We start from the raw sequence: 21487 nt of genomic DNA on the forward strand, positions 1-21487 counted from the left end.
TCCCGCATAACAGCGGGATTTTTGCTTGTTATGGAGCAGTATAAGGCAGCAATAAAACGCAACGTTTACATGAGATTGTCGGATGAGTGCGCATTTACCTGATGGCAGCCACGAAGCAAAACCGGAATGTATCGGATCATTTCGTTGAAGCCACCTAAAAGGTCACTCTTGGTTCTGGGGCTCAACGCGAATTAGATGATATTCATCTATCTCGGTATGCTACTACGATTTTTGCTCACCCAGTGGCGAGAGCCTGGACGGTTGTTTAGCACCAATGCCAGCCAGTAGTTCGGTAAGCGATAACACCATGGTGGAACGTACCATCTGTTGATAGCGCTGGTGTTGCATGGCAATCAACGACTCATCCGCTTCACTCGGCTGTAAAAAGGTGGGTACTGGGGGGAGTTCACTCACACAGTGCAGTTCACCAAAGGGCCCCAGGATTTCATCATCAATAAAGCGATATTCAGTGCCATCATGATTCAACTCTTCGCGCATTGCCATCAGCAACTCGGCATCTTCATATTCATGCCGTGAAATAACCCCCAGGCCATACATCAGTTTAAGGCGAACTGAGAGTTCACCAAGCGGGCCAGCACCAGACAATAGGGGTTCGACGGCATACTTCACCGCATAATCGTCTTTACGAAATACCTGCACCACTAATACGTTCAGTGCTTCGGCTAACAACTCGACCGCTGCGATCAGAAAGCTACGTACCGTTTTGCCAGCATTCAGTTTTTCCAATACTTTGTTTTCAAATGCCTTTGTGTCAATCATCGTCACTTTTCGAACAGCATTAGGGGTGCCCTTTCTTAGCGGAAATCAATATAGGCCAGGGCAAAAAAATTTGCCCTGCATCCTAACCGTTATCCGTGAAGTAAGGGAGTGTTTATTGACACCGATTTATTGCGCCATGGAATTTACTGCGACTGCATGGTGTTATACGCAGCCACCGCCTCTTCCACCACCTTGCTGTCAGCCGGTAAGCCAGAAATTTGTATCAGTGCCGCTTTTGGCCCCAGTTTTTCCAGCAATTCTACCAACTCTTTGGCCTGCGGGTCTTGTTCACTGCGGTAACTCATGGCGGCCGCAATCCCTTTTATCAGGTTGCCATGTGGCAAATCGTATTCCAATGTTCCCAACAATGGCTTAATCAAGCGGTCGCCTGCACTGAGTTTACGCAGTGGCTGGCGCCCAACACGCTCAACATCATCATGCAGATAGGGGTTTTCAAAGCGAGAGAGGATTTTGTTGATATAAGCGGCATGTTTATCCGCATCAAAGCCATAACGCTTGATCAACACCGCACCACTCTCTTCCATCGCCCCTCGTACCACCTGACGAACTTGTGGGTCGAGAATAGCATCACGAATCGTCAGTAAGTTGGCGCGCTGCCCCAGATAAGCCGTGATTGCATGGCCAGTATTAAGAGTGAACAACTTGCGTTCAACGAACGCCATCAGGTTGTCAGTCAACTCCATACCCGCAATAGCAGGCGGGGGCCCCTTGAACTGAGTCTGATCCACAATCCATTCGCTGAACGTTTCCACGGTAACTTCCAGCGGATCGCTGCTGTTGGCTTCCGCGGGTGGCACGATACGGTCTACGGCAGAATCCACAAACCCGACATGCTGCTCAACCCAAGCCTGCTCATCCTGCGGCAATACGTCGAAAACAGAGTGCTTGAGCTGGCTGGTGCCGCGCACCATATTTTCACAAGCAATGATATTGAGTGGCTGGGTGTTTCCTTGTTGATGGCGTTTAATCAACCCCTTGGCAATAGTCCCGGCGATTTTAGCCAAGACCTGTGGGCCAACTGCTGTTGTCACAATATCCGCCTCAGCAATCAAATCCACCGCCTGCTCACTGCCGCTGTTAACCGCACTGACATTATTCACTTGTTCAATACGTGATTCATCACCTACCACGTGTACCTGGTAGCTTTTACGTTGGTTCAGTTCATCCAACAACGTCTGGTTAACGTCAGCAAAAGTCAGTTCGGCATGAGCATCAGCCAGTAACTTGCCGATGAACCCACGGCCGATATTACCCGCGCCGAAGTGTAATGCTTTCATAGTTCTACCTTTGTTAATATCGAAGGGTGCACACCCGGTGCACCCTTTAAAACAGTGCTGTGATATTAGCTCTTCTTACTACCAAGTAGTTCCAAAACTTCTTGGACGCTTGCCGTATTAGCTAACCGCTCAATAACCGTTTCATCATCCAATGCATTGGTTAGACAAGTAATCACCTGAATATGCTCATTATTACGGGCTGCAATACCAATCACCAGACGGGCAACCTCATCCTCACCGTCACCAAAACGCACGCCTTGCGGATATTGACAGAACACCACGCCAGTACGCAGTACGCGATCTTTCGCTTCGATGGTGCCATGTGGTACGGCAATCGACTCTCCCAAGTAGGTAGAAGTGAGCTTTTCACGCTCCAGCATCGCCTCTACGTATTCAGGTTCCACATAGCCGCCCTTCACCAATTGCTCACCAGCAAAGCGAATTGCCTGCTGTTTGTCGCTAGCCTGTAGACCGAGGAACACATTATTTTCACTCAATTTAAACAGGTTCTTTTCGCTAGCTTCAAAGCTGTCATCCAACGTTGAAATCACTTTCTGTTCTGTTTCGCTGGTTTTGTGAGCGGCTAGCAGGCGTGCGGTCAAATCACTGTATAACTGACTGTCCAGGAAATTGGTTAATGAAATATGCTGTGCTTGTGGTGCATGACGCATGGCACGTTCCGTCAAATCACGGTGGGTAATCACCAGATCGACATCTTCCGGCAAACTGTTGATCGCGCAATTGGTAACAGAGATATTTTTCAGTCCTGCATCTGTCACTTTCTTACGCAGAACACCCGCCCCCATCGCACTGGAACCCATACCCGCATCACAAGCCACAATAATTTTACGCACGGTACTCAGATCACCATCTACCGCTCCATTAGGCGCTTTAGCTCCTTTGGATTGCGCCTTCATCTCCTGCATACGACGGGTGGCTTGTTCCAGACCCTCTTCCTCTTTAACTTTCGACGTTTTCAGCAGGAAAGAAGAAACCAGGAAGGAGACCAGGAAAGCAGCGAAGATGGCAGCCAAATTGGCGAAATAGGCCCCTTTTGGCGTCATTGCCAATACGGCCAGAATCGACCCTGGGGAAGCCGGCGATACCAGACCCCCATTCAACACCGTCAGCGTGAATACGCCTGTCATACCACCCAGAATCACCGCCAGCAGCAGGCGTGGATTCATCAGTACATAAGGGAAGTAAATTTCATGGATACCACCCAGGAAGTGGATGATAGCGGCACCACCAGCAGACTGTTTGGCACTACCACGGCCAAAGAACATATAAGCCATCAAGACTCCCATACCTGGGCCCGGGTTGGCTTCAATCAGGAAGAAGATAGACTTGCCAGCCTCTGAGGCTTGCTGAATACCCAGCGGCGAGAAGATACCGTGGTTGATGGCGTTGTTCAGGAACAGAATTTTTGCTGGTTCAACAAAGATCGAGGTCAATGGCAGCAGGTTATTAACCACCATGACATGTACACCCGCCGCCAGAATTTTGGAGAGCGCTTCGACCAATGGCCCAATCCCCATAAAGGAGATAAGTGCCAGCAGCATACCGATGATACCGGCGGAGAAGTTGTTCACCAACATCTCAAAACCACTTTTGATCTTGCCATCTACCCAGCGGTCAAAATGCTTAATCGCCCAACCACCCAGCGGACCCGCGATCATGGCACCGAGGAACATCGGGATATCAGCACCCACCACGACACCCATGGTGGTAATTGCACCAACCACACCACCACGATCGCCACCCACCAATTTACCGCCGGTATAACCGATCAACAGTGGCAACAGATAGGTGATCATTGGCCCAACCAGCTTGGCCAATGTCTCATTTGGCACCCAACCGGTAGGGATAAATAATGCGGTGATAATACCCCAGGCGATAAATGCGCCGATGTTGGGCATAACCATATTGCTTAGGAAACGGCCAAAGTTTTGCACTTTAACCTTGATATCTGGTGAAAACATAAAACACCCCCCTATTGCTACGCGCTGACAATAAGAGCGCGCATTCATTGTTGTCATATCCAGCCGTGTTGCTGCTGTTTGCGAAATGGACTCTACCACGCTCCTCTGACTACGCGAACCTCACCCAAGAAACGTGATTAAAATCACACAACAGAGGGGGTTAACCCAGTGGATTTAGTGATTGAAATCACAATTACTTTCGATATTAGAAATAATAGACACCAATAAAGCGTCACCGCCAGCCAATAACGTGATTAAAATCACGTTATTGGCCGAAGGGTTTGTTCTTAAATTGATACATTGATCACGATTTATTTTACGCACCACAAGCGAACCGCGCTCTTGAATGGGATCTTCCCTGCGGCACCCACTCTGCCAGAGAGCTGACCAGGCAAACTCAGCGACCCACATCTCTGGCTGACACTCAAAGCCATTTTTCATGCCGGCAAAAAGAAACACTGATCCACAAATCCAATTCTGGATCCTTTATAACCTGGACAATACGCTCACGAATCAAATCCAACTGGCTGATGCCGATATGTTCCATGCTTTCTGGCAGAACGACATAGATCTCCAAGAATAATCCGCGACCTATACGTGTTTCATAGTGGGAATATTTGATGAAGCCGTATTCACGGCTAAGTTGTTGCATTAACTCTTCCACCTTTTTATCCAATGCTGCAGGTGTCATCATCAGAACTTCTTTTATGGCATTAAAGATTATTTTGGCCGGCATTGGCATGACAAACAGGATCAGGACTGCCAGTATCATCGAATCCACATAGGGGACCAGATAGGCAAAGCGCGTGTCTTGTAAAAACCAGGCGAGGATAAAAGCGACAAAGATCGCGGCACTGATCGCTGTGGAGATCATCCAGCCCCGCACGTCCAACTCGACCAGTGGGGAAGATATCCCTTTGTTAGCGTTTTTTTGTTTCAAAAATATCGCAAAACAAATGACGGTGATACTAAAGGCATAGGCTATCGCCCACCCTAACTCAAAATGATTTCCCCCTCCCAAAAGACTTTGAATCGCGTTAATAAAAGCATACAGACAGAGTAACAACAGTAGGCTGCCGTTAAATACCAGAACCAAGGGTTCTACGTGCCAAAAACCGTATTGAAAACGGCGACTGCTCGGGTTTTGCCCGATTAGCCGTAATACGAATAACGCCAAGCCGGATAGGGTCGCATCCAATATGGCGTACATACCATCAAACATGATCGATCTTGAGCCGGTAATAAAACCGAAGGTGATACTCAAACAAGATATCCCAAGAGCACCATAAATTGAGCGCCTTAAAAGCTGTTGTTCACGTTGAGTACTGGGCACGATAATGACCTCCAACTGACCGAATGGCTCTGTTCCCGTATTTTACGGCGCTGTTGAATATACCCATCGTCAAACAAGTCGCCGGGGTATTCAAAAAGCCAGATGTTTTATCCTGCAAGTTAATTGAACTTGGCCATAGTTATGCTTCGACCACGCGTTTTCGGCCCGATAACTGAAGTGTAGTATAGAGATCAGGGTACGGAAGGATGACAAGGCGTTGAAAAAAGGGGAACCCATACTCAGGTACATTCAAACTACAGCCTGAAAGCCGCTCGAATGTACCTGGATAGTTTTGCTTACTGCATCACTGCCTGCACCGTTTTCTGTGCATTGAGCCAATCCTGCTGCTTAGCCACCAGATTGGACATCATGGTGTTGTACTGCGCCACCTGCTGCTGAGTACGGAACTGTACACCGCCATTATTGAAACTCACCTGATTACCCTGAGCCTGCAAGAAATCCCCAACTAGCACCAGTTCCTGAACAAAACTGCTGGTGGTTGGGATCACTGGCATCAAGCTATTGCTTGGTGTGGTAACAATCTTGTCATACACCTGGCTATACACCGCTTTCAAATCATCAGGTTGCTTCAACGCGGCACGGGCGCTATCCGCCTGTAACTTCGCTGACTGTATCTGTTGACCCAACAGGTTCAATGCACCCAACGATTGCTGCAAGGTATCGCGCTTAGCGATATAGTCTTGTGCGGTGCGAATTTGATTAATCTGTTCCAGTGCTGGTGTCAGACTTGCCTCAACCGATTTCGACAATTGCTGAGAAAAACCCACCAGAATGGCGTAATCACTCACATAAGTGCCAAATTTCTGTTTTTGGTCTTCACTCAACGTTGGAATGTGTACACCGCTACGCATCACCGTATTATGTAAATAATCAATAAACGCTTTACGCTGTTCTGGCTCTTTATCGCCGCAGGCGGTCAGTTGCATCACGACCAACAATGCAAATACCGGTGCCAACCAACGCGAAAAGCCTCTGCTTTGGATCCCTACCGCCATGTGACATAACTCCCGTTATTAATGTCTCTTTTATCTGGCTCCATGCCTTATGTTGCACTCCGTTGCAGATAAGAATAGATCAACTCCCTGCTATAGGATACGTGATTCAACGTTCAGCCCAGAATAACCGACGGATTCTCATGATGATGAAAAAGCGCCCTCAGGCGCCTTTTCATTAATACTTTACCCTTACTGCAACACCGAAATATCCGCTACTTGCAGGAACAGCTCACGCAACTTACTCAGCAACGTCAAGCGATTCACCCGCACCGCATCATCTTCAGCCATCACCATCACACTGTCGAAGAACGCATCAACCGTCTCACGCAACGCCGCCAGTTCAACCAATGCTTCCTGATAACGACCTGCAGCAAACAAAGGTTCCAGCTTGTCACGCAACACCACCAGATGAGTGGCTAATTTCAGCTCTGTCGGCTCTTTCAATACCGAGGCTTGAACCTGATCCAGCAATACATCGTTGGATTTGGCTAAGATATTGGAAACACGCTTGTTAGCCGCAGCCAACGCGGTGGCCTCAGCCAAGGTACGGAAATGTGTTACCGCCTTCACCCGTGCATCAAAGTCTGCCGGCCGGGTTGGGCGACGCGCCAATACCGCCTGGATAGTATCCACTGCATGGCCTGCTTCCTGATACCAGGTACGGAAACGCCCCAACATAAAGTCGATGACATCATCCACCACCTTGGCATTGGTCAGCTTGCTGCCATACAGGCGCGCAGCCTCTTCGGTCAGGGTTTGCAAATCCAGTGACAGGTTTTTCTCAACGATGATACGCAGCACGCCCAACGCAGCACGGCGTAAAGCAAACGGGTCTTTATCACCTTTTGGATGCTGGCCAATACCAAAAATACCGACCAGCGTGTCCATTTTGTCAGCGATTGCCAACGAGCAAGCCACCAGCGATTGAGGCAGTTCATCACCCGCAAAGCGTGGCTGATACTGCTCGTTAAGCGCAACAGCTACGTCCTCGGCTTCACCATCATGGCGTGCGTAGTGCATCCCCATCACACCCTGAGTATCGGTGAATTCGAACACCATATTGGTCATCAGGTCGCACTTCGACAGCAGCCCGGCACGCGTTGCGTGATTAACATCAGCACCAATCTGGCCCGCAATCCAGCCGGCCATGGCTTGAATACGGTCAGTCTTATCACGCAGGGTACCCAACTGCTGCTGAAACAGTACCGTTTCCAGGCGCGGTAAATGATCTTCCAGACGCTTCTTGCGGTCAGTATTAAAGAAGAATTCAGCATCCGCCAAACGAGGACGCACCACTTTCTCATTACCAGAGATGATTTGCTGCGGGTCTCGGGACTCAATATTGGCGACGAAGATAAAATTCGGTAACAGTTTGCCAGCGGCATCGTAGACCGGAAAATATTTCTGGTCACCCTTCATGGTATAAACCAACGCTTCAGCAGGCACTGCCAGGAATTTCTCTTCAAATTTTGCCGTCAGCACCACCGGCCACTCAACCAATGAAGTCACTTCCTCCAGCAGGCTCTCACTCAGATCGGCTTTTCCACCAATCTTCTGTGCTGCCAGTTCAGCATCACGTTTAATCAACGCCTTGCGGGTTGCGTAATCGGCGATCACTTTACCGCGCTCCTGCAGGATTTGCGGATACTGATCGGCGTTCTCAATAGTAAACTCTGGCTCACCCATAAAACGGTGACCACGAATGGTGCGAGCCGAATCGATGCCCAGCACGGTGCCTGGGATCAGTTCTGCCCCTAGCAGCATGGTCACCGTATGTACCGGACGCACGAACTGGGTTTCTTTATCACCCCAACGCATCAATTTGGGAATCGGCAGCTTTGACAGTGCCGTGCTCACCATACCGGCCAACAGTTGCTGTGCGGATTGGCCTTTAACATGGGCGCGATACAGTAACCATTCACCTTTATCGGTCACCAGGCGTTCAGCTTGATCAACGGTAATGCCGCAACCACGCGCCCAGCCCTCAGCGGCCTTACTGGGCTGACCGCTGGCATCGAATGCCTGAGCGATGGCCGGGCCACGTTTTTCAATTTCACGGTCAGCCTGTGCCGCGCTGAGTTTAGCCACTTTTAATGCTAGGCGACGCGGAGCAGCAAACCAGCTCACTTCGCCATGTGCCAAGCCGGCATTATCAAGTTCAGCCGTAAAATCTGCAGCAAAAGCTTCTGCCAGTGAGCGAAGAGCCTTCGGCGGCAGCTCTTCGGTGCCGATTTCCACCAGGAAAGTCTGTTGAGTCATAGCTGCCTCTTACTTCTTATTACACATCGGGAAGCCTAACGCTTCGCGGGAAGCGTAGTAGGCCTCGGCAACGGCTTTGGTCAGCGTGCGGATACGCAAAATATAACGTTGACGTTCGGTGACCGAGATCGCCTTACGCGCATCCAGCAAATTGAAGGTATGGGCCGCTTTGAGAATACGTTCATACGCAGGTAATGGCAGGGGGTTTTCCAACGCCAATAGGGTTTGCGCTTCCTTTTCGTATTGCTCAAAACAGGAAAACAGGAAATCTACATCCGCATACTCAAAGTTGTAGGTGGATTGCTCCACTTCGTTTTGATGGAACACATCGCCATAGGTGGTGATACCCAATGGCCCGTTGCTCCAAATCAAATCGTAGACGCTATCCACACCCTGGATATACATCGCCAGGCGTTCCAGACCGTAAGTGATCTCGCCGGTGACCGGTTTACATTCCAAACCACCAACCTGTTGAAAATAGGTGAACTGGGTCACTTCCATCCCGTTCAACCACACTTCCCAACCTAATCCCCAGGCCCCTAGTGTCGGGTTTTCCCAGTTATCTTCAACAAAACGGATATCGTGAATAGCAGGATCCAACCCCAGTTCTTTCAATGAACCCAGGTACAGTTCCTGAATATTTTCCGGTGAGGGTTTAATCACTACCTGGAATTGATAATAGTGTTGCAGGCGGTTGGGGTTTTCCCCATAACGGCCATCGGTCGGGCGACGTGAAGGTTGCACATAGGCCGCAGCCATTGGCTCCGGGCCAAGAGCACGCAAGCAGGTCATCGGGTGAGATGTTCCTGCGCCAACTTCCATGTCCAAAGGTTGAACAATAGTGCAACCCTGGCGCGCCCAATAGTCCTGCAGTGTCAGGATCAGACCCTGAAAGGTCTTGGTATCAAACTTTTGCATGTTGAATTCGCACGCGATACAAGTGGATTTAATAGAGGGGCTCAGTATACCTGTTGACCGTAAGATATACAGCCAGAATCCAGCAACAAGTCACAATCCCCCGATAAAAACCGTGGTGTGATATGCAAAAAGCCGGTTCAGCACGATACCCTAGTTCATTCAGCTTACCCCATGAGGCCCGAATAGCGACAGCAACAGGTTCAAGGTTGACGAGGCATCAAGGGAGTTTGCAAAATGCGGCACTTTAAACTCAGCGTTTTTGGGAGCATAGCCCACGCTATAAGTGAAGTGATATAGCGTAGCCAACACAAGTAACTTCAAGGATAATGTGTCAAACATTTTAAAATTCATTATGGACAGCTAAGTATGATAGAAGGCCTTGATAAAGATTGTCATTTATTATCAGAGAGTAAACCTAACGAACTCATTAATTCATCTATCAAAAGCTATCTAGAAAAAAAACTAAAAGAGTTTAATAATATAAAGTACGCTTATGCCATAATGAATAAAAAGAACCCTGCTGATTTTTCAGTGATTTCAAATAGAACTGAATGGTTTGATTTTTATGTCAATAACAACTTTCAGTATATCGACCCGGTTTTAGTGACTGCATCACATCGAGTTACCCCATTTTTTTGGGATAAAAACATCATGATTAACTCGGGAATTAAACTGCCAAAAATATTTAATATGGCGAAAAGTTATGATGTTACTCATGGTTATACCTTCGTGTTGCATGACCATCTTCATCATCTGGCGGTTTTATCTATTATCATAGATAGCCATTGTGATAATAGTGTTGAACCGCTGATTAGAGATAAGCAAGATAGTTTACAGCTATTGTTGATGAAAACGCATGAAAAACTCATTAACACTTCTCAAGAACTGAATAATGCTAACTACTTTGAGAAAATAAACCAGAGAAATTTCTTTTCCCCTCGCGAGAATGAAATTATTTATTGGGCAAGCATGGGGAAATCCTATCAGGAAATTGCACTTATCTTAGGAATTAAACTCACCACAGTAAAATTTCATATTGGAAATGCAGTTAAAAAGTTAGGCGTTAACAATGCCAAGCATGCCATAAGGCTCAGTGTTGAATTGCAGCTAATCAGGTCGGTTCGCTAATGTAGCCAAACTTTCAGATAAAATTGCTCAAAAACCATTTGACTAAAAAAAATAAAAAGGAAGAGGGTAAAATGCATAAAAATATACTCTCACCCCTTCTTTGATTGGGTGAGAGAAACTGTTGACAGGCACTCTATGATTTACAATAATGTTTAAGAATTTTCCCTGGTGTTGGCCAATTTGGCACCTGATCCTTTAATCGGGATCAGTTTTTTTTGCTTAAAATTCTTGTTATTGTTGTTACGCACTAACGATAAAGTTTTTTGTTACTGAATGATAGTTATACTAAAGTACAGTCACCCACTATACTTTTTCGGTAACAGGCCCGCATCAGGCACCGTACCAGCGTTTGTGGCACCCTATGCCGACTTCAAACTACCAGGTAGTCCTTATCTATGGTGCCTTCCCGCTAAGCCAATCATCAGAAATGGTGCACTAACGCTATATACTCGGGTCACTGCGTCAGTAAAAAACGAAATAAGAATAAGGAGTATCGGCATGGATAATCAACGTTGCGGTTGGGTTACCGCTGACCCATTATATCTTGAGTACCACGATAAAGAATGGGGCACCCCAACCACGGATGCACGCGAACTGTTCGAAATGTTGTGTCTGGAAGGGCAACAGGCTGGCCTCTCTTGGATCACGGTGCTGAAAAAACGTGAAAACTACCGCCGTGCTTTCCACAATTTTGACCCAACACGTATCGCTGCCATGAACGAACAAGATGTGGCGTTATTGCTGCAAGACAGCGGGATTATCCGCCATCGCGGCAAGATTGAAGCCATCATTGCCAATGCCAAAGCTTATCAAGCCATGGAACTAGCGGGGGAAAATTTTTCTACCTTTATCTGGCAATTTGTCGGAGGTAAACCGCAACTGAACCACTGGCAAGCCCTAAACGAAGTGCCCGCTCAAACAGAGATTTCTGTTGCCATGTCCAAGGCATTGAAAAAGCGCGGCTTCAAATTTATCGGTTCAACCATCTGCTATGCCTTTATGCAGGCCTGCGGCTTGGTAAACGACCATGTTACTGGTTGTTTTTGCCACCCGGAGAATACCAAAGATGATACGCACCGCAACGTCCGCCGACCTTGACGTGCTGATGGTGCTCTGGCTAGAAAGCACCACCCGTGCTCATCCCTTTGTGCCATCTGACTATTGGCAGCAAAGTGCTCAACTGGTACGGGATAACTATTTGCCCCGGGCTAAAACTTGGGTGTATCTGCATAACCAGCAAATTGTCGCTTTTATCAGCATATTGGATGAGCGCTTTATTGGCGCTCTGTTTGTTGACCATCACTTTCATGGCAAAGGGGTGGGGGCAGCATTAATGGCCTGCGTACAACATCATTATCGTTGGCTTAGCCTGGAAGTGTATGAGGATAACCAACGAGCTTGCGCCTTCTACTACAAACAAGGGTTCCGCGAAATGCAGCGTCTGTTTAACCAAGAAACTCAAGCCCATACGCTGATCATGAATTGGCCTGCTACTTAATTTCAATAAACTGGCATGGGTCGGTCCGTAGATTGATCGATTAGGATAGGATGAACTTGAATGAACTGAGCTGGCAGAGGTTGATCACTCCCGTAAAACAACCCGCTATTCTTCCCGTTTTGTGATTGATATCATATTTTTCTCTTCTGTCACTTTTTAATGGGATCGGTTCCATTTATGGTGGCGATACTGATAACAGTGGCAATATTTCCAGCTTAATCTCAAAAACTCACAGGCAATCTGTAAGTTACAACAGTGTTTAATCATTTTCCCTGGTGTTGGCCAATTTGGCACCTGATCCTTTAATCGGGATCAGTTTTTTTGCTCCTAAGCAATGATAGTAAAAGCTAAACTGAATGATGTTATCAGTCGCCACTCCGCTCCCCCTATATATTCATCGCCATTCAAGTCGCAACGGTACCCGGGTACCCTGGTTCACACTAATTAATTGATTTATTATAGCTATATCGTTCTCTCGTTGGAGTTTTTAATGAAGCCTTCAGTCATATTGTATCGGAGTATTCCTGCCGACCTGCATCAGCGGCTGGACAAGCACTTCACGGTACATGCTTTCGATGATTTACCCCCAGATAATACCCCTGCGTTTGAGACTGCATTACAACAAGCTGAAGGGATTATCGGTTCTGGCGGCAAAATTGATGAAGCCTTTCTGCAACGGGCACCTAAACTACGTGCTGCTTCAACGATTACAGTAGGTTACGATAACTTTGACCTCGAAGCGCTTAATGCCCACCAAGTATTATTGATGCATACCCCGAGCGTATTAACAGAAACCGTGGCCGATACCATCATGGCCTTGATGTTGGCCACGGCACGTCGCGTGGTTGAAGTCGCCGAGCGAGTGAAAGCGGGTGAGTGGCAAAATAACATTGGGCCCGAGTGGTATGGTGTTGATGTTCATCATAAAACTATTGGCATCCTCGGTATGGGGCGCATCGGGCTGGCATTGGCACAACGGGCACACTTAGGCTTTAACATGCCAGTGTTATATAACGCCCGCCGCACCCATCAACAGGCCGAACAAAATTTCAACGCCCGCCGTTGCGATCTTGATACTCTGCTGGCTGAGTCAGATTTTCTCTGCATCACACTCCCGTTAACTAGCGAAACCTTCCATATGATCGGCCATGAACAGTTGGCGAAAATGAAGAAAAGCAGCATTTTGATCAATGCAGGGCGAGGGCCGGTGGTTGATGAGCAAGCGCTTATCGAGGCCTTGCAGAACGGTACTATTCACGCTGCCGGGTTGGATGTTTTTGAGCAAGAACCGTTATCGGTGAATTCACCACTACTGCAATTGCCCAATGTGGTTGCTGTGCCCCATATCGGTTCTGCCACTCATGAAACCCGCTATGGCATGGCTGAATGTGCTGTGGATAACCTGATTGCCGCACTCACAGGCCAGGTAACAAAAAATTGCGTTAATCCCCATTTACTGATTAACCCCTATTAACGACTTGACCTCTATTCACTACAAAGGTGATAGATACCCGTGTTACTCTTTTAGCTGTAAAAATTAATTAGCGTTTTATGCTATAAAAAGTACATATCATGATACTTCACGTCGCCAGATAAAATATCTGCTTAATTGCACCTGCTTTTATCTGGCGGTATGGTGGAGCCCTACTGACCAATAACAATTCTGCGGCACCTATGACTTTTTCTCTTTTCGGCGATAAATTTACCCGTTATGCCGGTATCACCCGCTTAATGGACGACCTGAATGATGGTCTGCGCACCCCAGGCGCCATCATGCTCGGCGGTGGAAACCCTGCAAAAATTCCAGAAATGGAAAGTTACTTCAAGCAACTGTGCCAAGATATGCTCGAAAATGGCAAATTGACTGAAGCACTATGTAACTACGATGGCCCACAAGGCAAAGACCTCTTACTGTCAGCACTGGCTAATCTGCTACAGAAAGAGTTTGATTGGCCCATCGGGCCACAAAATATTGCGCTAACAAACGGCAGTCAAAGCGCATTTTTCTACTTATTCAATTTGTTCGCAGGCCGCTACGCAGAAGGGAAACGCCGCCGCGTGTTATTCCCACTGGCTCCCGAGTACATCGGTTATGCTGATGCCGGGTTGGATGAAGGGGTATTTGTCTCCGCCAAACCCAATATAGAGTTCCTGCCAGACGGCCAATTTAAATATCACATCGATTTTGAGCATTTAACGATCGGTGACGATATTGGCATGATCTGCGTTTCACGCCCGACCAACCCGACAGGTAATGTGATCACCGACGAGGAACTGAACAAACTCGATCTATTGGCACAGCAGCACGATATACCTTTGGTGATTGATAACGCTTATGGCGTACCTTTCCCGGGCATTATTTTCAGCGACGCAACGCCATTATGGAACCCCAATATCATTCTGTGCATGAGCCTGTCTAAACTCGGCCTGCCAGGTTCACGTTGTGGCATCGTTATAGCCAATGAACGGGTAATTACCGCCCTGACCAATATGAATGGCATTATCAGCCTGTCGCCAGGAAGCATCGGCCCAGCGCTGGCGGCAGAAATGATTGAGCGTGGTGATCTGTTACGTCTGTCTAATGAAGTGATCGGCCCGTTCTACAAACAGCGTGTTGAACAGACCATTGGCATTATTCGCCGTTATCTGTCACCAGAACGTTGCCTGATCCACAAACCGGAAGGGGCTATTTTTCTCTGGTTATGGTTTAAGGATCTGCCCATCACCACAGAATTACTCTACCAACGCCTGAAGAAACGTGGGGTCCTGATGGTGCCAGGCCACTATTTCTTCCCAGGACTGGAACAGGAATGGCCACATACCCACCAATGTATGCGTATGAACTATATCCCTGACCCAGCAAGCATTGAACAGGGTGTGATGATCTTGGCAGAAGAGGTTGAACGAGCACATCAAGAAGCGGGTTAAAGAACCAAGGGGCTCTGAAGAGCCCCTGAATCTACCACCTTGAAAAACATCACTACATGATCTTGAAAAACACCATTACATGGCCCAAAACAGCACGGCCAACAATTGCGGAGACATAATACGCAGGAACATTGCCAACGGATAAACCGTGGCATAAGAGAGTGCCGCTGCACCACTGGTGGGATGCAGGCCATTGGCAAAGGCCAGGGCAGGTGGATCAGTCATCGACCCTGCCAACATGCCAGATAGTGTCAGGTAGTTCATTTTGCCCATCACCCGGGCTAATATACCCACGGTGATTAAGGGAATGGCAGTGATCAACGCACCATAGCCAATCCAGGCTAACCCTTCACCATGGATCAGGGTGTTAATAAAGTTACCGCCCGACTTCAACCCCACCACCGCCAGGAACAATACAATACCCAACTCACGCAACGCCAGGTTAGCACTGGGGGGCATAAACCAGTAAAGTTTGCCGATACTGCCAATACGCCCCAGGATCAAAGCCACCACCAGTGGCCCGCCAGCCAACCCCAACCGCAACGCCGCCGGGAAGCCAGGAATAAACAACGGAATAGAACCCAGCAGCACCCCTAACCCGATGCCAATAAACACTGGCAACATTTGTACCTGTTGCAACTTCTGCTTGGCGTTACCAACAATCGCCGCCACGACCTCGATAGATTCTGGCCGCCCTACCAGGTTGAGAATATCCCCGAACTGCAGCGTGACATTACTGCCTGCCACCAGCTCAACACCAGCACGGTTAAGGCGCGAAATCACCACGTCATATTTCTGCTTAAAATTCAGATCGCGAACTTTTTTACCCAAGACCTTTTCGTTGGTCACCACGGCACGAACCACCTGCAGAGCAGTACCCTTGGTAGAAAGTGACACATCCACTTCCTCACCGATCACCAAGCGCGCGTTCTCCAACTCTTCACGCTTACCCACCAGGTGAAGAAAATCCCCTAACTCCAACATTTCTTGCGGTGATGGCACCATCAACAGGTCGCCCCGCTTCAGGCGCGAGCAGATGATGTCATCGCTGTTAAGTAATGGCACATTTTTGATGGCCAGACCTTGCAGGTTAGGGTTACGTACCGCCACATTCATGGTCTGCAGCAGTTCGCGATTGTTGCCCATGCTGTTTTCAAACTCTTTCGCTTCTTGTTCAATATTGATACGAAAGAACAGCCGGATAAGCCACATCACCAGTAGAATGCCACAGATACCAAATGGATAGGCCATGGCATACCCCATCCCCATACGATCAACCAGTGCTGGATCCGACCCTAAATCGGTCAGTATCTGTTGCCCGGCACCCAGTGCTGGCGTATTGGTCACCGCACCCGAGAACACCCCAAGAATAATCGGTAATGGTACCGCAAACAGTTTGTGGACTGCCGCTGCGACCACCCCGCCCATAAGCACCAGCAAAATGGCAAAGCCATTTAACCGGAGACCAGAGACGCGCAGGGAAGAGAAGAAACCAGGCCCAACCTGGATACCGATGGTGTAAACAAACAGGATCAGCCCAAACTCCTGAATAAAGTGCAACATATCGCCGTTGAGGTCTATCTGATAAGTCTGTGCAAAGTGCCCGACAATGATACCGCCAAACAAGACGCCACCTATCCCTAAACCCACGCCATACACTTTCCAGTTGCCAATCCATAACCCGAGAATAGCCACTAACGCCAGCATACTGACGGTCAGGGCGATATCACTCATACGTCACATCCTTAACAAAAGTTTAATAACCAATATGTGGTAAAAATCACAATTTAAAACGCAACCTAACTAGGTTAGAGGGATTCTGGCATAAACTTTGAGGGGGTAATGTGGGGTATTCCACATTAATGTGACAGGGGAGGCCATTCAGACCTCCCCACCATGATTTTCTTTTTATTCAGCCAGTTACTTGACTTCTAGCTCTGGAGTGCTACTGATGCTGATCCGTTGTGGCTGTAAGGCTTCCGATACATGGCGCACCAGCTCAATATGCAGCAGGCCATTTTCAAATTTGGCCTCGGAAACCTGCATGTGTTCCGCCAAGGTAAAAGTCAAAGTGAATTCTTTGCACTCCCATCCTTGATGCAGATATTCCACCTGTTTTTCTGGTGGCGTGGGTTTACCGCGTATCGATAAACGTGGACCTTCCACTTCAATATCCAACTCACTCTGTTTGAACCCGGCCAACGCCAGAGAAATGCGGTAGTGGTTATCGTCACTCTTCTCTATGTTGTAGGGGGGAAACCCTTGGGGTTCCTGCCCACCCATTGAGCTGGCCAGCTTGTCAAAACCGATCCATTGACGCAAAAGTGGGGATAAATCGTAGTTACGCATGGTATTAACTCCTTCCAAGAAGCGAGATAGGTATTAATTTGCCCCCGAACTATCAGCAGGCAAGGTGGTGTTTCACCCACAGTGAAACGGAATTATTTAATTTCGATCCGACGCGGTTTTAATGTTTCCGGCACGATGCGCTGCAGATCGATATACAGCAAACCGTTTTCCAGCTTAGCCCCTTTAATTTGAATATGTTCGGCCAACTGAAATTTACGTTCAAAATTACGCTCGGCAATACCTTGGTATAAATAGGTTTTTTCAACGGCCTGATTATGGCGAGCACCACGCACAATCAGCAGATTGTCCTGGGTGATAATCTCCAGTTCCGGCTCGGCAAACCCGGCCACCGCGATGGCGATACGATAATTATTCTCATCAACCAGCTCAACGTTATACGGCGGATAGCCACCATTACCTTGATTTTGCCCGGTTTGCAGAGCATTAAACAGGCGATCAAAACCAATAGCAGAACGGTATAGTGGGGAAAGATCAAAATTGCTCATAAAACTGCCTCCTAAAACACTTCAGCGAGGTGGGTAATAACGTCTTCCATTATGGACAGACTCAAATGTGGACAAGCTCAACGCCAGAGTCCCTTTTCAGCGAACTCTTAAATTGGCGTTACCAAGAAAATGGGGCTGGGTTCACTTATTTCAACTCACCGGGTTAAAAAAATCGTCAAACATAAAGACGATAATTTGCCCATCACATACAATAAAGTGAGATAACCGCCACAGAGCTAAATTTTATATCTTTCAATCTATTCGTGAGCTGGTAAAAATTGATTTAACTTAATCATAAATCAGCAAATTTCGGCAGAAATCCACCTCAGGATGAGTCAATGAAATCAGTAAAGAGACTAACCACCAGCGGCCTGTGCTTACTCATCAGTGGCTGCTCCAGCGTGATGAGCCACACCGGTGGCGATCAGGGTTACTATCCTGGCACCCGTGCCAGCATAGATACGATGAAAAAAGAGGACACCAGTTGGGCCATGATGCCCCTGTTAGCCATCGATCTACCCTTCTCGGCAGTGATGGATACCATTTTGCTACCTTATGATTACCTCCGTTCGGATGATGATAAAACCACCCTGTCCCCCAAAGCACGTATCGAACGTGACGAGGCAAAAAATCTGTCTGAGAGCGGTAATCTAGGGCAGGGGATGCCAACGCCACCCCCCCCGAAGACCCAGAAATAGTTCCATGCCATTTAAAATCCTAAAGAGAACAGTATGAGCCTATTTGATGACATTGTTTCCGCCCATCAACAATTGCGCCCACAAGTCCGCGTCACCCCGTTGGAACACAGCGTGCTGCTTTCACAGCAATTAGGCTGCGAGCTCTATCTCAAGTGCGATCATTTACAACATACCGGCTCATTTAAGTTTCGTGGCGCCAGCAACAAACTACGGTTACTGAGTGAACAACAACGTCAACAAGGCGTGATTACCGCATCAACCGGTAACCATGGTCAAGCCGTTGCACTCGCGGGTAAATTAATGGGCGTCAATGTCACCGTCTATGCACCTGAAAGTGCCGCTACCATCAAGCTCGATACCATCCGTGCCTTAGGTGGCAAGGTGGAATTGGTCCCGGGTGACCCATTGAATGCCGAGTTGGCTGCGGAAAAGGCCGCACGCCAACAGCATAAAACCTATATTTCCCCTTATAACGATGCCGACGTAATTGCAGGCCAAGGCACCTGTGGGATGGAAATCATCGAACAGCAGCCAGAACTGGATGCGGTATTTGTTGCGGTGGGTGGCGGCGGCTATATTGCGGGAATGGGTACCGTTCTAAAAAAATTGTCGCCAAAAACACAACTTATTGCCTGCTGGCCAGAAAATGCCACCAGCATGTACAGCGCACTGGAGGCGGGGCATATCTACCCAGTGGAAGAACAAGAGACTCTCTCTGACGGTACTGCGGGGGGAGTGGAACCGGGTGCTATCACCTTCCCCCTGTGCCAACAGGTCATTGACCGTAAAGTATTGGTCAGCGAAGAGGAAATCAAACAGGCAATGCGCCTGGTTGCCAGTAGCGACCGTTGGATTATCGAAGGTGCTGCCGGCGTGGCCTTAGCCGCAGCCTGCAAATTGGCACCCGAGTTGCTAGGCAAAAAAGTGGCCGTGGTGTTATGTGGTAAAAATATTGTGCTGGAAAAATATTTGCAGGCAGTCAGCCATGAAAGTCATTAATAAAACACAAATTCTTGCTGCTTTTGATGCCGACAGCATCACCCAACTGCTAAAAACCGGTTTTATCGCCTACTCTGCGCGCCAGGTACAGATGCCACCAGTGCAACACTTTCGGTTTGAAGCTGCGGCAGGTGACTGTTGTATTAAATCCGCATGGCTGGAAAGGGAAGAATACTTTGTGGTGAAAGTGTCTTCTGGGTTTTACCACAATCCACAACAAGGGCTGCCTAGCAACCAAGGCTTAATGATGGCCTTTTCTGCGCAAACTGGCAAACCACAGGTGCTACTGTTGGATGAAGGCTGGCTGACAGCATTACGTACTGCCCTGGCTGGGCGCATCGCTGCGGAATTATGCGCACCGCAAAACGTGCAGGCCATTGGTATCGTGGGCACAGGAATGCAGGCATGGCTACAATTGCAACACCTTAAAACGGTCACCGACTGTCGCCAAGTGTGGCTTTGGGGTCGCAGCCCACATCACCTTGCTGACTATTGTCAACGGGCTGAAGCGGAAGGTTTTCAGGTAAATACCACCCAAAATGCCGCTGAACTGGCGGCACATTGCAATCTGATTGTGACCACCACGCCAAGCCGTGAACCCCTGCTGCAAGCAGAGGATATCCGCCCAGGAACACATATCACCGCCGTAGGGTCAGACGCTGAGGGAAAACAGGAGTTAGCAACGGCGTTGGTCGCCAAAGCTGACACCATCCTGGTGGATGCACTCAGTCAATGCAGTCAGTATGGTGAAATTGCTCGTGCCTATCAGCAAAATTTACTGGCGTCAGTAGCTGTGGTTGAGTTCGGAGAAATACTGGCTCGTGGCGAGCGGGTTAGAAAGAATGAACAACAGATCACCTTGGCCGACCTCACCGGGTTAGCCATTCAGGATGCTCAGATTGTGAAAGGAATTCTGGCAAAACTATAATACGAACTTCTCAATAGCGCGTGCCACGCCGTCTTCGGTGTTGGTACTCGTTACAAACTGGGCAATCTCTTTCAGTTCCGCGATCGCATTGCCCATCGCTACGCCAACACCAGCATATTCAATCATCGCAATATCGTTACCCTGATCCCCCAGCGCCATCACGTTTTGCTGTTTGATACCCAGATGATCCGCCAGCATTTTCACCCCAGCGCCTTTATCAACCCGCTGGTGCAAGATTTCCAGGTAAAAGGGGGCGCTTTTCATAATGGTGTAACGCTCGCCGGCTTCCGCTGGCAAATGAGCGATGGCATGCTCTAACAATTCAGGCTCATCAATCATCATCACTTTCGGGAAACGTAGGGTACGATCCATCTCCTCTACGCTACGGTATTTCAACGGAATACCGGTAATTCCCGCTTCACGAATGGTATATTTGCCAATGTTTTTATTCGGGGTATACAGGGTATCGAAATCAAATGCGTGATAATGCACCCCAAGCTGCCGCGCTAACTGCTCAAAATAGAGATAATCGTCAAAACTGAGGGTTTCTTGCAGAATGCAGGTTCCATCGGCGGCTTTAAGCACCAATGCACCGTTATAGGTAATACAGAAATCATCAGCGCCTTGCATATCCAACTGACATAGATAATCCTGCACCCCCACATAGGGCCGCCCTGTAGCCAGCACCACCTTCACCCCTTGAGCGCGCGCCGCACTAATCGCTTGCTTCACCGCTGGCGTGATCTGGTGTTGAGGGTTGAGTAACGTGCCATCCATATCAATTGCTATCAGTTCAATCGCCATACGAATTTCTCTTGGTAAGTTTCCTTGGTAGGTATCAGGTTGGTGCAAGGTGTTGGTAGACGA

20 protein-coding genes and 1 pseudogene are annotated in these 21487 nt (G+C 48.3%); 9 read left to right on the plus strand and 12 right to left on the minus strand.

Annotation, left to right across the window (positions count from 1 at the left end; translation table 11 throughout):
* Nucleotides 1-125: 125 nt before the first annotated feature.
* Nucleotides 126-221 (plus strand): annotated as a pseudogene (gene dinD / locus IO95_RS26245) (DNA damage-inducible protein D); the annotation flags it as partial.
* A 1-nt stretch (nucleotide 222) separates the two neighbouring features.
* Here the strand turns inward: dinD and IO95_RS21780 are convergent.
* From IO95_RS21780 to glyQ, 8 genes are all read right to left on the minus strand, one after another.
* Nucleotides 223-780 carry an MltR family transcriptional regulator gene (locus IO95_RS21780; protein ID WP_023491294.1) on the minus strand — a complete coding sequence of 186 codons (558 nt, stop codon included), beginning with the start codon at nucleotides 778-780 and terminating at the stop codon, nucleotides 223-225.
* A gap of 143 nt (nucleotides 781-923) precedes the next feature.
* On the minus strand, nucleotides 924-2078 hold the full coding sequence (locus tag IO95_RS21785) for a mannitol-1-phosphate 5-dehydrogenase (protein WP_023491295.1): 1155 nt from the start codon (nucleotides 2076-2078) through the stop codon (nucleotides 924-926).
* A 65-nt stretch (nucleotides 2079-2143) separates the two neighbouring features.
* Nucleotides 2144-4060: a PTS mannitol transporter subunit IICBA gene (locus IO95_RS21790; RefSeq protein WP_037384843.1), complete on the minus strand. Its 1917-nt coding sequence runs from the start codon at nucleotides 4058-4060 to the stop codon at nucleotides 2144-2146.
* Nucleotides 4061-4234: 174 nt separating this feature from the next.
* Nucleotides 4235-4501 carry a hypothetical protein gene (locus tag IO95_RS21795; protein ID WP_037384846.1) on the minus strand — a complete coding sequence of 89 codons (267 nt, stop codon included), beginning with the start codon at nucleotides 4499-4501 and terminating at the stop codon, nucleotides 4235-4237.
* The gene (locus IO95_RS21800) at nucleotides 4485-5396 is read right to left on the minus strand and encodes a cation transporter (RefSeq protein ID WP_037384984.1); all 912 of its coding nucleotides are present in this window, start codon (nucleotides 5394-5396) and stop codon (nucleotides 4485-4487) included. The genes IO95_RS21795 and IO95_RS21800 overlap by 17 nt, the downstream gene beginning before the upstream one ends.
* Before the next feature lie 293 nt (nucleotides 5397-5689).
* Nucleotides 5690-6409, minus strand: coding sequence for a DUF3053 domain-containing protein (locus IO95_RS21805; protein ID WP_037384849.1), 720 nt, complete (start codon nucleotides 6407-6409; stop codon nucleotides 5690-5692).
* 189 nt (nucleotides 6410-6598) lie between these two features.
* Nucleotides 6599-8668, minus strand: coding sequence for a glycine--tRNA ligase subunit beta (gene glyS, locus IO95_RS21810; protein WP_023491269.1), 2070 nt, complete (start codon nucleotides 8666-8668; stop codon nucleotides 6599-6601).
* 9 nt (nucleotides 8669-8677) lie between these two features.
* Nucleotides 8678-9586, minus strand: a complete 909-nt coding sequence (gene glyQ, locus IO95_RS21815; protein WP_023491270.1) for a glycine--tRNA ligase subunit alpha — start codon at nucleotides 9584-9586, stop codon at nucleotides 8678-8680.
* Between the two features lie 366 nt (nucleotides 9587-9952).
* Between glyQ and IO95_RS21825 the strand changes: the two genes are divergently transcribed.
* The 5 genes from IO95_RS21825 (at nucleotide 9953) to IO95_RS21845 (ending at nucleotide 15140) form a co-directional block, all read left to right on the plus strand.
* Entirely contained in the window at nucleotides 9953-10714 is a 762-nt protein-coding gene (locus tag IO95_RS21825; protein WP_051791159.1) for a LuxR family transcriptional regulator, read from the plus strand.
* Nucleotides 10715-11212: 498 nt separating this feature from the next.
* Nucleotides 11213-11812 (plus strand): DNA-3-methyladenine glycosylase I, encoded by a 600-nt coding sequence (locus IO95_RS21830; RefSeq protein WP_023492868.1) that lies wholly within the window; start codon nucleotides 11213-11215, stop codon nucleotides 11810-11812.
* The gene (locus IO95_RS21835; RefSeq protein ID WP_037384854.1) at nucleotides 11781-12212 is read left to right on the plus strand and encodes an N-acetyltransferase; all 432 of its coding nucleotides are present in this window, start codon (nucleotides 11781-11783) and stop codon (nucleotides 12210-12212) included. The genes IO95_RS21830 and IO95_RS21835 overlap by 32 nt, the downstream gene beginning before the upstream one ends.
* Nucleotides 12213-12702: 490 nt before the next feature.
* The gene (gene ghrB / locus IO95_RS21840; protein ID WP_023489186.1) at nucleotides 12703-13686 is read left to right on the plus strand and encodes a glyoxylate/hydroxypyruvate reductase GhrB; all 984 of its coding nucleotides are present in this window, start codon (nucleotides 12703-12705) and stop codon (nucleotides 13684-13686) included.
* Nucleotides 13687-13886: 200 nt separating this feature from the next.
* A complete protein-coding gene (locus tag IO95_RS21845) occupies nucleotides 13887-15140 on the plus strand; it encodes a valine--pyruvate transaminase (protein WP_023489187.1) in 1254 nt (417 codons plus the stop codon).
* Nucleotides 15141-15215: 75 nt separating this feature from the next.
* Here IO95_RS21845 and IO95_RS21850 read toward each other — a convergent pair whose 3' ends face one another.
* The 3 genes from IO95_RS21850 to ibpA all read right to left on the minus strand — a co-directional run bounded on the left by IO95_RS21850 (nucleotide 15216) and on the right by ibpA (nucleotide 17995).
* Entirely contained in the window at nucleotides 15216-16874 is a 1659-nt protein-coding gene (locus IO95_RS21850; RefSeq protein ID WP_023489188.1) for a putative transporter, read from the minus strand.
* 186 nt (nucleotides 16875-17060) lie between these two features.
* Entirely contained in the window at nucleotides 17061-17489 is a 429-nt protein-coding gene (gene ibpB / locus IO95_RS21855; RefSeq protein WP_023489189.1) for a small heat shock chaperone IbpB, read from the minus strand.
* A gap of 92 nt (nucleotides 17490-17581) precedes the next feature.
* A complete protein-coding gene (ibpA, locus tag IO95_RS21860; protein ID WP_023489190.1) occupies nucleotides 17582-17995 on the minus strand; it encodes a small heat shock chaperone IbpA in 414 nt (137 codons plus the stop codon).
* Nucleotides 17996-18333: 338 nt separating this feature from the next.
* Between ibpA and IO95_RS21865 the strand changes: the two genes are divergently transcribed.
* From IO95_RS21865 to IO95_RS21875, 3 genes are read left to right on the plus strand one after another with little or no spacing between them, the layout of a single operon-like run.
* Nucleotides 18334-18693 (plus strand): YceK/YidQ family lipoprotein, encoded by a 360-nt coding sequence (locus IO95_RS21865; RefSeq protein WP_023489191.1) that lies wholly within the window; start codon nucleotides 18334-18336, stop codon nucleotides 18691-18693.
* Nucleotides 18694-18726: 33 nt separating this feature from the next.
* Nucleotides 18727-19692: a threonine/serine dehydratase gene (locus IO95_RS21870; RefSeq protein WP_023489192.1), complete on the plus strand. Its 966-nt coding sequence runs from the start codon at nucleotides 18727-18729 to the stop codon at nucleotides 19690-19692.
* Nucleotides 19679-20620: an ornithine cyclodeaminase family protein gene (locus IO95_RS21875; protein ID WP_023489193.1), complete on the plus strand. Its 942-nt coding sequence runs from the start codon at nucleotides 19679-19681 to the stop codon at nucleotides 20618-20620. The genes IO95_RS21870 and IO95_RS21875 overlap by 14 nt, the downstream gene beginning before the upstream one ends.
* Here the strand turns inward: IO95_RS21875 and yidA are convergent.
* Nucleotides 20615-21424 carry a sugar-phosphatase gene (gene yidA, locus IO95_RS21880; protein WP_023489194.1) on the minus strand — a complete coding sequence of 270 codons (810 nt, stop codon included), beginning with the start codon at nucleotides 21422-21424 and terminating at the stop codon, nucleotides 20615-20617. The two genes, IO95_RS21875 and yidA, sit on opposite strands and share 6 nt — an antisense overlap.
* Nucleotides 21425-21487 lie beyond the last annotated feature (63 nt).

The organism is Serratia sp. DD3 (assembly GCF_000496755.2).